The 12,411-nt window shown below is 62.6% G+C and carries 10 protein-coding genes; 8 read left to right on the top strand and 2 right to left on the bottom strand.

Annotated features, from left to right (window positions below; translation table 11 throughout):
- Nucleotides 1–86: 86 nt before the first annotated feature.
- The 7 genes from NKJ17_RS07730 to NKJ17_RS07700 all read left to right on the top strand — a co-directional run bounded on the left by NKJ17_RS07730 (nt 87) and on the right by NKJ17_RS07700 (nt 5,064).
- Complete coding sequence (locus NKJ17_RS07730) at nt 87–863, top strand: transglycosylase SLT domain-containing protein (RefSeq protein WP_352687792.1); 777 nt, start codon at nt 87–89, stop codon at nt 861–863.
- Nucleotides 856–1,344, top strand: coding sequence for a GNAT family N-acetyltransferase (locus NKJ17_RS07725; protein ID WP_352687790.1), 489 nt, complete (start codon nt 856–858; stop codon nt 1,342–1,344). The genes NKJ17_RS07730 and NKJ17_RS07725 overlap by 8 nt, the downstream gene beginning before the upstream one ends.
- A 160-nt stretch (nt 1,345–1,504) precedes the next feature.
- A complete protein-coding gene (locus NKJ17_RS07720) occupies nt 1,505–2,251 on the top strand; it encodes a DUF899 family protein (RefSeq protein ID WP_352687789.1) in 747 nt (248 codons plus the stop codon).
- A gap of 258 nt (nt 2,252–2,509) precedes the next feature.
- On the top strand, nt 2,510–2,893 hold the full coding sequence (locus tag NKJ17_RS07715) for a DUF6152 family protein (protein WP_352687787.1): 384 nt from the start codon (nt 2,510–2,512) through the stop codon (nt 2,891–2,893).
- On the top strand, nt 2,894–3,358 hold the full coding sequence (locus NKJ17_RS07710; RefSeq protein ID WP_352687785.1) for a DUF6644 family protein: 465 nt from the start codon (nt 2,894–2,896) through the stop codon (nt 3,356–3,358).
- 424 nt (nt 3,359–3,782) lie between these two features.
- The gene (locus NKJ17_RS07705; protein ID WP_302897169.1) at nt 3,783–3,914 is read left to right on the top strand and encodes a hypothetical protein; all 132 of its coding nucleotides are present in this window, start codon (nt 3,783–3,785) and stop codon (nt 3,912–3,914) included.
- Nucleotides 3,901–5,064 (top strand): branched-chain amino acid ABC transporter substrate-binding protein, encoded by a 1,164-nt coding sequence (locus NKJ17_RS07700; RefSeq protein WP_352687783.1) that lies wholly within the window; start codon nt 3,901–3,903, stop codon nt 5,062–5,064. Before NKJ17_RS07705 ends, NKJ17_RS07700 begins: the two co-directional genes overlap by 14 nt.
- A gap of 1 nt (nt 5,065) precedes the next feature.
- Here the strand turns inward: NKJ17_RS07700 and carB are convergent, their stop codons facing one another.
- Both carB and NKJ17_RS07690 read right to left on the bottom strand, forming a co-directional pair.
- Nucleotides 5,066–8,569: a carbamoyl-phosphate synthase large subunit gene (carB, locus tag NKJ17_RS07695; RefSeq protein ID WP_352687781.1), complete on the bottom strand. Its 3,504-nt coding sequence runs from the start codon at nt 8,567–8,569 to the stop codon at nt 5,066–5,068.
- 208 nt (nt 8,570–8,777) lie between these two features.
- Nucleotides 8,778–9,650 carry an SH3 domain-containing protein gene (locus NKJ17_RS07690; RefSeq protein WP_352687779.1) on the bottom strand — a complete coding sequence of 291 codons (873 nt, stop codon included), beginning with the start codon at nt 9,648–9,650 and terminating at the stop codon, nt 8,778–8,780.
- A 281-nt stretch (nt 9,651–9,931) separates the two neighbouring features.
- Between NKJ17_RS07690 and NKJ17_RS07685 the strand changes: the two genes are divergently transcribed.
- Complete coding sequence (locus tag NKJ17_RS07685) at nt 9,932–12,355, top strand: DNA/RNA non-specific endonuclease (RefSeq protein WP_352687778.1); 2,424 nt, start codon at nt 9,932–9,934, stop codon at nt 12,353–12,355.
- Nucleotides 12,356–12,411: the final 56 nt, after the last annotated feature.

Below are 12,411 nucleotides of genomic sequence, written 5' to 3'. Positions count from 1 at the left end.
AAGGACTTCTTAACACCCGACGAACCGGACCCGAGCGCCGCTTGCCAGCAAAATTCCTCTTTCCCGTCCTAGCGGCGGTGTTGGCCGTGGCCGCTCTCAGCGGCTGCACCTCGACTTCGCCGGTGACCCCGGCCCCTGCCTTCACGGAAAACTCGGCCAACACCGATGCTGGCTTCACGCTGGCGCTGCCCGACACTGTTTCGGTCCTGCCGGAACCGTCCGGCGTCGCCCAGACAGCAGCACTGCCGGTCGAGCCTGCGGCCGCCTTTGCCGGGCCGACGCCGCTGCCGGCAACGACCCCGGCCGTCATGACCACCAATGCCCAGCCAGCCACCGCGGTGGCTGCCGTCGCCATGCCAGTCACCGGCCAGACTGCCGCCATGCCCGGCGTTCAGCCGGTCGCCTACACGGTGCCGCAAAACCCGGCCGTTCTGGCCGCGACCGACCCGGCGGAGGGCCAGTCGAACGCCGGCGCCCGCAGCGAGATCGAGCGGCTGATCGAGAAATATTCCGCGCTTTACCAGGTGCCGGTCGATCTGGTGCGCAGCGTCGTCAACCGCGAGAGCACCTTCAACCCGAAAGCCTACAATCACGGGCATTGGGGGCTGATGCAGATCAAGCACGCGACGGCGCGCGGCATGGGCTATGACGGGCCGGCGAGCGGCCTGTTCGACGCCGAGACCAACCTGAAATATGCGGTGAAATATCTGCGCGGCGCCTGGCTGGTGTCGGGCGGCAATCCCAAGCGCGCCGACCGGCTCTACCAGAGCGGCTACTACTATGACGCCAAACGCAAGGGGATGCTGGGCGAAACCGGCCTCGGCAGCGACAGCCTGCGCCGCCGCATGCAGCCCGATGCCTGAGCCGCGCCCAGCGGCGCCGAACGACATAAGACTGCGCAAGATCCTCGACGACACGCTTCTGGCGCCGCGCTGGCCGGAAGGTTTTTTCATGCGCGGCTTCGAAGCCGCCGATGCGCTCGCTTTGCATGCACTTTTGACCGCGGTGTTCGACGACGGCGCCGATGGGCCGTTCGACGAATGGTGGCCCCGCATTTCGGGCGACGCGGAATTCGATCCCGCTTTGTGTTTCCTGGTCATCGACGGCAAGGGGCGGTTGGCGGGCGCGGCGCTCTGCTGGGCGACGGGGTTCGTCAAGGATCTTGCCGTTCATCCCGAGGCGCGCGGCAAGGGCATAGCCGAGGCGCTGATGCGCTACGCGTTTGCGGTGTTTCAGGCAAGGGGTGCGGCGCATGTTGATCTCAAGACCAATACCGTCGAGAACGCGGCCGCGGTCAGGCTCTATCAGCGGCTGGGGATGATCGAGGTGGATTGGGCGGGGTGAGGAGCGCCGTTCGTCCTTTTTGAAGGCGGCAGCCCGGGTTCTTGTCGCCACGGCGCCTGCGCAAAAATGTCGGAACCGTTTCGCGCGATGCGTCCTTGGGAGGCAAGGCGCGTTGCCACGAACGGCGCGCCGCCAAAAAGCACGGCAGATGGAGATGACGATGATCAGCTTTCCCAATGAATCCCAGGAATATCGCGCCGCCCGCGAAAAACTGCTGCAGCAGGAGATCGAGCTGCGCCGCGCCATGGAGGATGTGGCGGTCGCCCGCCGCGCGCTGCCGACGGGCGGGCTGGTGCCGCAGGATTATGTGTTCGACGGGCTCGGCACGGACGGCAAGCCGGCCAGGATCAAGCTTTCGGAACTGTTTGCGCCGGGCAAGGACACGCTGATCGTCTATTCGATGATGTTTCCGCGCCATCCGCAGGAGACGCGCGACGTGGCGACGAGCGGCGGCACGGCGAAGCTGCCCAGACCGGACCAGCCTTGCCCGTCCTGCACGGCGCTGCTCGATCAGTTCGACGGCGCCATTGGCCACCTCGAGGCCGCCGGCTACAATTTCGCTGTCGTGGCCAAGACCGCGCTGGAAAACCTGCTGACGCTCGGCCGCGACCGCGGCTGGAAAAATATGCGGCTGGTCTCGTCGGCCGGCAACAGCTTCAAGCGCGACTATCACGCCGAGGCCGAGGATGGCGCGCAGCTCCCCGTGCTGTCGGTGTTCCACCGCGACGGCGACGGCATCCGCCACTTCTGGAGCTCCGAACTCGGCTTCGCGCCGCCCGAACCCGGCCAGGATCCGCGCGCCATAGGCACCTGCGAGATCCTGTGGAACCTCATGGATTTCACGCCGGAGGGCAGGGCGCAGAGCTGGCAGGAGCAGCTGCAGTATGGGGAAGGATGCTGCCACTAGCGTCGCTCGGCGCCGCCCTCATCTGCCTGCCGGCATCTTCTCCTCGTAGAGGGACGGGAGAAGGGGGCTGGCGGCAAACTCAGCTCACTTTCTTCAACTCTGGAGATTGGCGAAATGCGTGGCGACGGCAACCTTTCTCCCCGTCACTATACGGGGAGAAATGCCCGGCAGGACAATGAGGGGCGGCGCAGACCCTATGTGATTTGACGCTGCGGCGCGCTGACCTACCCTCTAATGCCGGAACCGAGGAGACGAGCGATGCTGTCACCTTTCATTCGGGGCGCCACGCTGGCAGCGGCGGTGATGCTTGCCGCCGGCACCGCAGCCTATGCCCATCACGGCTGGTCGTGGACGCAGGACGGGTTTTTCGAACTCAGGGGCAGGATCACGGCCATCTATATCGGCAACCCGCACGCCACGCTCGATGTTGACGCGAAGGGAGAGGCCTGGCGGGTGGAGATGGCGCCGCCGTCGCGCACGATCGCCGCCGGCTTCACCGAGGAGGTCGCCAAGGTCGGCGACGAGGTGACCGCGATCGGCCACCGCTCGCGCGACGAGAGCGAAAAGCGCATGAAGGCAGTGCGCGTCATCGTCGGCGGCAAGCCCTATGACGTCTATCCCGACCGCGTGCCGCCGGCCTGAATGGACGGGTTTTTCGCCGGCATCGAGCAACTCGCCTTGGTGCGGGGACTGAAGGCCTCCTTCGTGGCCTACCCCATCGTCAATGCGCTGCACATCATGTCGATCGGCGCGCTGCTGACCAGCGTCTGGCTCATGGACCTCAGGATCCTGGGCGCCTTCCGCTCGCTGCCGCAGGCGCCGTTCGTCGCGCTGCTGCGCCGGGTGGCCTTATGTGCGTTTGGTGGGGCGCTTGTCACCGGCGCGCTGCTGTTTTCCATCAGCGCGAGGGAGTATGCGGCGATGCCGATCTTCCTCGCCAAGATGGGGCTGATCCTGTTCGCTGGTGTCAACTTCCTCGTCTTCATGCGCCGGGCAAAGGGTGGTGGCGACCCGGCCGGTGGGGTCACGGCCGTGCTGGTTGTGCTGTCGCTGGTGTTGTGGACGTCCGTGCTGTTTGCGGGGCGGTTTATCGGGTTTCTCGGCTGAGGCGAGCGAGGCGCTGGCGTTCGCAACGTGCGAGATGGTTCGTGGCTCGAAACGCAGACCGAGGCGTGGCTGAAAGGCGCTGAAACATTGCCTCGAAGCGGCCGGCACCTCGTTGGAAAACATAGTCATGGTGCGCATCTACGCCGTCAATTCCGGCTTCTACAAACCATCAACCGCGTCTATGCGAAGTATTTTTCGACGAACTCGCCGGCGCGGAGTTTTGTGCCGGTGGCCTCGTGGCCGATGGAGTTTGATATCCAGATCGAGTGCGTGGCGGTGGCGTGAAGCGTCAACTTCTGCCCTTCCAGGATAATTTCCGCTTGTCTTTAAAGTAAAGTCGTCCCCAAATCCATCTGGGGATAGGGAGGGCGAGTCATGAACAAGCTGCCGAAAAAATTCGTCGCTTCAGCTTGTCGAAAATGAAGTGATCAAACGCGACACAATTGACGGCGACAAGGCGAAGGAAGCTGTAACCAGGATGCGCAAGGCTGCAAGCAAGTTGGAGAGAACAAAGAACAAAATCGTGAAGGAAGCCGTCGTCGATGTTGTGGATTAGCCTACGAAAGTACCAGACATTTTTATGGATCAGGCTGCCGCTGGCGATGTTCGTCGCTTTTATGGCGTTGCCTCAACCCGCCACTGCAAAATGCGCCGATATTCCCATGGCGGTGGTCGGTCCTATGACCGGCGATTGGGCGTACGACGGTGAGGAGATGCGGCGGGGCGCTCAACTTGCAGTAGACGACATTAATGCCAAGGGCGGGGTACGAGGATGCAAGATAGTACTCACCGTGCTCGATGATCAGTATACAACAGCCACCGCGATAGCCCTCGCCAAGAGATTGGCAAAAGAGGGGGTTCGCTTTGTTATCGGCCATTTCAACTCAGGCAGTTCTGTCCCTGCCGCGATGATCTATGCCAAGAACAACACTTTGATGGTCAGCCCCGCGTCGACAAATCCCGCTCTTACCGAATTCAAACTTTGGAATGTCATTCGCACGGTCGGTCGTGACGATGTTCAGGGGATGTTTGCCGGCGAGTATATGGCCGATCATTTCTCAGCACAAAATCTTGCCATCGTTAGCGATGGTACGCCCTATGGTGATGGCTTAGCGAACAAGGCAAGAAAAGCGCTGCGAGCAAAGGGACATCCTGAAAAGCTGGCCAAAAAGATCAAACCCGGCCAAGGCGATTTTGCAGACCTCATCAGCAAACTTAAATCGATGAAGATCGAAGTTCTCTTCTTCGCGGGGCTTGCCGATGATTTTGGTCCGCTCGTTCGCCAAACCAAGGAAGCTGGGCTGAAGGTTCAGTTCATCTCCGGAGATGGGGCTCTAGTTCACGATCTGCCCGGGAAAGCGGGGCCCGCCTTGGAAGGCGTGCTAATAGCATTTTCGCTTGAGGACCGGAGCAATCCCGCCGCAGCCGACGTTGTCGCGCGCTTTCGTTCTCAAGGATTCGAGCCGGCAGACTACACGCTGAAGTCCTATGCGGCAGTCCAAGTGGCGGCCAAGGGTATCGAAATGGCAGGTGGTCAGGCGCCAAGGGCTGTTGCGGCTTCTATAAAATCCGGCCAGCCAATTCCGACCGTGTTGGGGAACCTGACCTTCGACGCGAAGGGAGATCGAAATCAGCGTGACGTAACAATGTACGTCTGGAAAAGGCGGGGAGACGGCACACTCATGATGGATTTCCAATCCCCATAGCTTACGCAAAATACTCCTGCAGCGGCCGCACCTCTAGGCTCCCCGCCCGCAGCGCCGCAATCGCTTCCGCCACCGCAGCCGCGCCCGAAAGCGTCGTGTAATAGGGCACCTTTTGCATCAGCGTCGCTCTGCGCAGCGACTTCGAGTCCGAGACCGCCTTCTGGCCGTCCGTGGTGTTGAAGACGATCTGCACCTGGCGGTTGCGGATGGCGTCCTCGATGTGCGGGCGGCCTTCCAGCACCTTGTTGATTTTCTCTGCGGCGACGCCGTTCTCGGCGAGGAAGCGGGCGGTGCCGGAGGTGGCCAGCACCTTGAAACCCTGGCCGGCGAGGCGCTTCACCGCCGGCAGGATGCCCTTCTTATCCTCGTCGCGCACCGAGACGAACAGCGCGCCCGCGCGGGGGAGATCGACACCCGCCCCCAGCTGGCTCTTGGCGAAGGCGAGTGCGAAGTCGCGGTCGAGGCCCATGACCTCGCCGGTCGAGCGCATTTCCGGGCCGAGCAAGATGTCGACGCCGGGGAAGCGGGCGAAGGGGAATACCGCTTCCTTGACCGCGATGTGGCCGGGATTGCGGGGGTCGGGCATGGCGCCGTAATGGGCGAAGGCGTCTTCCAGGCTCTCGCCGGCCATGATGCGGGCGGCAATCTTGGCAATGGGACGGCCGATGGTCTTGGCGACGAAGGGCACGGTGCGCGACGCGCGCGGGTTGACCTCGAGCACATAGACCGTGCCGTCCTTGATCGCATATTGCACGTTCATCAGACCGCCGACATTGAGCGCGCGGGCAAGTGCTGCCGTCTGGCGCTCCAGCTCGTCGACAAGCTCCGAGGGCAGCGAGTGCACCGGCAGCGAGCAGGCACTGTCGCCCGAATGGATGCCGGCCTCCTCGATGTGCTCCAATATGCCCGAGACGTAGGTCGACTTTCCGTCGCAGAGACAGTCGACGTCGACCTCGATGGCGCCCGACAGATAGGTATCGAACAGCAGCGGGTTCTTGCCAAGCAGCGTGTTGATCTGGCCGGTCTTGTCGTTCGGGTATTTCTGCTTGATGTCTTCCGGCACCAGGCCGGGCACGGTGTCGAGCAGGTAGGATTGCAGCATGCTCTCGTCGTGGATGATCTGCATGGCGCGGCCACCCAGCACATAGGACGGGCGCACCACCAGCGGGAAGCCGAGCTCGCCGGCGACGAGGCGGGCCTGCTCGACGGAATAGGCGATGCCGTTCTTCGGCTGGCTGAGGCCGAGCTTGTGCAAGAGCTTCTGGAAGCGGTCGCGGTCCTCGGCGAGATCGATCATGTCGGGCGAAGTGCCGAGGATCGGGATGCCGGCCTTCTCCAGCGCATCGGCGAGCTTCAGCGGCGTCTGGCCGCCGAACTGGACGATGACGCCGACCAGCTCGCCCGAGGCCTGTTCGGTGCGCAGGATCTCCAACACATCCTCCGGCGTCAGCGGCTCGAAATAGAGCCGGTCGGAGGTGTCGTAGTCGGTCGAGACGGTCTCCGGGTTGCAGTTGATCATGATCGCCTCGAAGCCGGCGTCGCGCAGCGCAAAGGCCGCATGGCAGCAGCAATAGTCGAACTCGATGCCTTGGCCGATGCGGTTGGGGCCGCCGCCGAGGATGACGACCTTTTTGCGCGATGAGACCTGTGCCTCGTTGGCCAAGGCGCCGGCAAAGGGAACCTCATAGGTCGAATACATGTAGGCGGTGGGCGAGGCGAACTCGGCGGCACAGGTGTCGATGCGCTTGTAGACCGGATGAACGTCGAGCTTGTCGCGAATCTTCTGGACTTCTTCGACGTCTTTCCTGACCAGGGAGGCGAGGCGGGCGTCGGAGAAACCCATCGCCTTCAGCATGCGCAGATTGGCGGCGTCCTCAGGAATGCCGTGCTCGCGGATGCGATCCTCCATGGCGAGGATGCCGGCGATCTGCTCAAGGAACCACGGGTCGATCTTGCACATTGCGTGCACGTCTTCCAGCGAGGTGCCCATGCGGATCGCCTGCGCCACCATGCGCAGCCGGTCCGGTGTCGGCGTGCCCAATGCCGCGCGAATGGCGTTGCGGTCGTCGACGTGGCTGGCGGGCGCGCTGCCGTGGCCGATGCCTGGGATCTCGATCTCGTCCAGACCGGTCAGGCCGGTTTCGAGCCCGCGCAAAGCCTTCTGCAGCGATTCCTGGAAGGTGCGACCGATGGCCATGACCTCGCCAACCGACTTCATCGAGGTGGTCAGCACCGGCTCGGCGCCGGGAAACTTCTCGAAAGCAAAGCGCGGGATCTTGGTGACAACATAATCGATGCTCGGCTCGAACGACGCCGGTGTCGCCCCGCCGGTGATGTCGTTCTCCAACTCGTCCAGCGTGTAGCCGACGGCGAGCTTGGCGGCGATCTTGGCGATCGGAAAACCGGTCGCCTTGGAGGCCAGCGCAGACGAACGCGAGACGCGCGGGTTCATCTCAATGACCACCAGACGGCCATCGGCCGGGTTGACGGCGAACTGCACGTTGGAGCCGCCGGTCTCGACGCCGATTTCGCGGAGCACCGCGATCGAGGCGTTGCGCATCATCTGGTATTCTTTGTCGGTCAAGGTCAGGGCAGGGGCGACGGTGATCGAATCGCCGGTGTGCACACCCATCGGGTCGATGTTCTCGATCGAGCAGACGATGATGCAATTGTCCGCCTTGTCGCGGACGACCTCCATCTCGTACTCTTTCCAGCCGAGCACGCTCTCCTCGATCAGCACTTCGGTGGTCGGCGAGGCGTCGAGGCCGGACTGGACGATCTCGAAGAATTCGGCCCGGTTGTAGGCAATACCGCCGCCGGTGCCGCCCATGGTGAAGGACGGGCGGATGATGGCGGGCAGGCCGACATGGTCGAGCGCTTGTGCTGCAATCGCCATGGCATGGCTGATATAGCGCTGCTTGCGGTCACCTTCGCCGAGGTTCCAGCGGGTTTCCAGCGCGTCGAGCGCGGCGTCGAGGTTTTCCGGCTTCTCGGCTTTCAGCGCGGCGCGTTCGGCCTCGTGCGTCTTGCGGTCGGCATTCTTGACGTCGGTGGCGTTGGCCAGCATCGACTTCGGCGTTTCCAGGCCGATCTTGTTCATCGCCTCGCGAAACAAAGCGCGGTCCTCGGCCTTGTCGATTGCGGTGGCGTCGGCGCCGATCATCTCGACCTGATAGCGGTCGAGCACGCCCATGCGGCGCAGCGACAATGCGGTGTTGAGCGCGGTCTGGCCGCCCATGGTCGGCAGCAGCGCGTCCGGCCGCTCCTTGGCGATGATCTTGGCCACCACTTCGGGCGTGATCGGCTCGATGTACGTGGCGTCGGCCAGCTCCGGATCGGTCATAATGGTGGCCGGATTGGAGTTGACCAGGATGACGCGAAAACCCTCTTCCTTCAGCGCCTTGCAGGCCTGGGTGCCGGAATAGTCGAACTCGCAGGCCTGGCCGATGACGATGGGGCCGGCCCCGATGATCAGGATCGACTTGATGTCGGTGCGTCTTGGCATATCGAAGGTCCGTTCGGCAGGCGGCTTGCACGAAAAACCGGACGGGAAGACCCGGCCGGTTGTGCTCGCGATTCTGGTATCAGGCTAGGAGGGCCTTATAGGGAAGAGTTTTGCCGGATGTAACCCCGAAAATGAGGCAGTAGGGCAGTAGGGCAGTAGGGCAGTAGGGCAGTAGGGCAGAGGTTGAGCGCCCTTTAAACATATTGCCCTACTGCCCTACTGCCTTATTCCCCTTACCACTATCCCCCAGCGCCAGTTGATCCGTAATCTCGAAGCGTTCGGACGCGCCGACGCGGATGATGTTGAGGCTGCCTTCGCGCGTGAAGCGGAATTCGCCCGGCCCATTCGAACCGGCCGGCTTGCCGGCCTGGAAGCTGATGATGCGCGTGCCGCCATCGGGCCAGGTCACGGTCACGTCGGTTTTGTCGCCGGTGCGCGCGACGCCTGCCTTGCAGTTGGTCATCGGCTGGCCGAGATAGCGCGCGCAAGGAATGACGTTGCCGGCACCCGGGAATGGTGTCCCCGGCGGCTGCAGCCGTGCAACAGTCTGCGCGTCGGCCGGAGGCGCCGCATTGGTCGCGCCGAAATTCTGGACGGGATCCACTGCCGCGGGCGCCGATCCATCAACCTGTCCAGTCGAGGGATTGCCAGCGGCCAGGGCCAGGCGGTAAGCGTCCTCGATAGCCACCCTGACGATTGCGTCAGCGGAGTTCAGCGACGTTTCGGGAGCAGTTGCGCCGAGGCGCGTTGTCAGATCGGGCAGCGGTTGAGAGGCAGGGCTCTCCGCATTGGCCGCTGCCTGGGGTGTCACTTGCCGGGGATTGATAGGGTCGAGGTAGCGTGCGGGTGCCCATCCGCTCAGCTTCGGGTCGTCAATGTCCTCGACCTTGCACCACTTGTAGCCGCTGACGTCGCCGCAGCCGAGATTTTTCACGCTCGATCCACTCGGCAATCGCGCCTCGATCTTGCCCATGGCCGACGCCGTGGCGCGCACGTTCAGGAGGTCATCGGGCGCGAGACCCGTCACAATCGAGATGATGGGCTCCGGCTCCTGGCCGTTGGCCGGCAACTCCGCCAGCATCAGCGGAGCGGCAACCACCGCAAGCAGCGTCGTCGGGAGTGTTACTGTGCGCCTAATCATCTGCCATGGGCGGTAGGTTCAATTGCCGAAGGCGCGGCCAGGCACGAAAGCGCCGCCGCACGCCAGCCGGTTTTTATAGGCGACGAGGCGGCGCTGTGTAAGCCCGAAAAGGCGCCGCGTGTTGAATCGCGACCAGGCCACTTCCGTGAACTAACAGCCGGCAAAATATTGCACATTTCATGTAAATATGCACTCTCTCAAGTAAGGTTGAGGAGGGCAATATGGTCGACCTTGAAATATTCGCGCAAGTGGAAAACATAGTTCGCCAGCGTATCAAGAAAACCCGCACCGAAATTGAGGCTTCACTTGGTCACATCGCCAACGGCAATCCGCTGGCCGCCGAACAGACCCTCTCCAGGCGCCTCGACAGGTTGCAGGTAAAGGCGTCGCTCAGCCGCACCGAAGCGGAGATGATATCGGCAGCAATCGACATGAGATCTGCCGGGGAGAGAAAGGCGGCCGCCAAACAGCCAGGACCGGAGGCAATTCTCGGCCCAACGCTCGATTTCATCGGGGTCGCATTTCTGGAGCGTGGGCGCCGTGCTGCCGATGCGGTCGGCCGCGTTGCCTTTCTCAACGGCAATCCGCAAGGATCGGGTTTTCTGGTCGGGCCAAGGCTGTTCCTCACAAACAACCATGTGATTTCGTCGCCGGCGGATTCCCGGCGCTTCCAGGTCCAGTTCGATTATGAGCAGGACGGTGCAAATGCCGTGCGCACGCCGACGACGTTCCTGTTCGATCCTGAATCCTGTTTCGTGACCGATAGCATAGAAGGTCTGGACTACACGCTGATCGGGGTCGGCGAGCGGCGTTCCGGCCCAAAGGAACTGGGGGAGTTCGGTTTTATTTCGCTGTCGGACGCGCGCGACAAGCATATGCTCGGCGAAATCGCCAACATCGTCCAGCATCCCGATGGCCGCTTCAAGGAACTGGTGCTGCGTGAAAACCGGCTGGTGGCCCGCGACGAAACGGTTCAAGTGCTGCACTATGTTGCCGATACCGAACAGGGTTCGTCCGGTTCACCGGTCTTCAACAACGAATGGGAGCCCATTGCCCTGCACCATTGGGCCGGCCCGTTCCACGAGGTGACGGGCATAGCTGGCTACGCGCTTGCGCGCGAGATCAACGAAGGCATACGGATCAGCGCCATCGTTGACGATCTGGGCGCTAGAAAGTCCAGGCTGCCGGGCTCATCGGCATCGGCGGTTTCGGAAGCTCTGGCGATTTGGTCCGGCACGCCGCGCATGATGGATGAGACAGTTCGGCTGAACGCCGACAGTCGCGGAGACGTGCCGGACAAGCCGGAGCAGCGGCCTGAACCGGATCGCGGCGCGCCGGCGACGAGACATAATGCCGATGGCTCGGTCACGTGGACTTTTCCCGTCGAGATAAATGTCCGGGCGCCGTTGATCGACGGCGACGGAGGCGATGCGAGACGAAACGACGGTCCAGCAAGCGAACCCGCCAAGGTCGTGGCCATCGCCGAGGCCGCGGGTTGGAAAACAGAGGATTTCGACGATCGTGGAGGGTATGAGCCCGGCTTCATACCGGGCTTTGTCCTGCCAATGCCGACGGTTGCCAATTCACCCTACCGGTTGGCCAAAAACCTTCTTGCCAAACCGGGCGAGGACCCACACGAATTGCGCTACCATCATTTTTCGATCTTGATGAACGCCGATCGCAGGCTTGCCTTCGCCACCGCCTGCAATATCGATGGATCCCACACCAAGGCGGTCGATCGTGAGGACAAGACGGTCATCGACAACCCGTCGCTTGTCGAATTGGGGGTGGAGTCGATTTCCGGTTCGGAAGCCAGCGATGCTTTCCGGCCCGATCGCCGCATCGACCTTGGCGAGCAGATGACCCAGGAATTCTATTCGAGCCAGAATGTGCCCGGATTTCCCGTCGCAAAATCCAAGGAACGAATAGCTCGAATGTTCCAGAAGGGCCATATTACGCTTCGCGGCGACCCCGCATGGGGCGTCGATCAGGAGGCGGTCGCGGCAGAACGCGACACGTTCTTTTATACCAATGCTGCGCCGCAAGTCGGCTTCTTCAATCAGGGAAGCTCGCTTGACCATCCCGGCTCCAAGGGGAAGCTGAGATGGCGCGCGGTGGAAACCTATGTGCTGCGCAACGCCTATACGACGCGAGGCCGGGTCTCGGTGTTTGCCGGGCCAGTGTTCCGCGAGGACGATCCTCCCTACCGCTTCGACAGCCATGTTCCGCTGAAGTTCTGGAAGATCGCGCTGTGGTCCGATCAAGCTGGCCTGCGCGCCATCGCGCTGCTGGCCGACCAGAAGCCGGTTTTGGAAGTGATGCCCGAAGCGTTCGGCGAGCGTGCCGAAGCATTCGACGACCCGCTTGAAATTGCCAGGGTATCGGAATTTCTTTCGACGGTGGCCGAGATCGAACAGCTGACCGGTCTGAACTTTGGCCAGCAGGTGCGCGACGCCGACATTCGGGCCGGTTCCGAATCGGCTCCAGCACAGACTTTCAACCCAAGGCATCTAACGCCCAGTACGTCACGGCCAAAGGCTTCACCGCCCAAGGCTTCGGAGACCAAGACTTCGACGCCCAAGACTTCGGCGGCCGGCGCCCGACGTCCTGCCAACCGATCGAAGCGATCCGCGTCCGACAACTGAAGATTGCGGCTTCTGCCGCTCGAAGGCGGTCATCGGTTCAGCCCGGCATGACCAAG

Source organism: Mesorhizobium sp. M0208 (assembly GCF_040322015.1).
Classification (GTDB): Bacteria; Pseudomonadota; Alphaproteobacteria; order Rhizobiales; family Rhizobiaceae; genus Mesorhizobium.
Note: the sequence above shows the minus strand (reverse complement) of the source record. Positions and strands in the feature narration are given on the sequence as shown.

What these genes read in the sequence shown, in the direction of transcription:
- carB (WP_352687781.1), bottom strand. Translation starts at nt 8,569, where the DNA reads ATGCCAAGACGCACCGACATCAAGTCGATCCTGATCATCGGGGCCGGC.
- NKJ17_RS07710 (WP_352687785.1), top strand. Translation starts at nt 2,894, where the DNA reads ATGGACGGGTTTTTCGCCGGCATCGAGCAACTCGCCTTGGTGCGGGGA.
- NKJ17_RS07715 (WP_352687787.1), top strand. Translation starts at nt 2,510, where the DNA reads ATGCTGTCACCTTTCATTCGGGGCGCCACGCTGGCAGCGGCGGTGATG.
- NKJ17_RS07720 (WP_352687789.1), top strand. Translation starts at nt 1,505, where the DNA reads ATGATCAGCTTTCCCAATGAATCCCAGGAATATCGCGCCGCCCGCGAA.
- NKJ17_RS07700 (WP_352687783.1), top strand. Translation starts at nt 3,901, where the DNA reads ATGTTGTGGATTAGCCTACGAAAGTACCAGACATTTTTATGGATCAGG.
- NKJ17_RS07685 (WP_352687778.1), top strand. Translation starts at nt 9,932, where the DNA reads ATGGTCGACCTTGAAATATTCGCGCAAGTGGAAAACATAGTTCGCCAG.
- NKJ17_RS07725 (WP_352687790.1), top strand. Translation starts at nt 856, where the DNA reads ATGCCTGAGCCGCGCCCAGCGGCGCCGAACGACATAAGACTGCGCAAG.
- NKJ17_RS07690 (WP_352687779.1), bottom strand. Translation starts at nt 9,650, where the DNA reads ATGCTGGCGGAGTTGCCGGCCAACGGCCAGGAGCCGGAGCCCATCATC.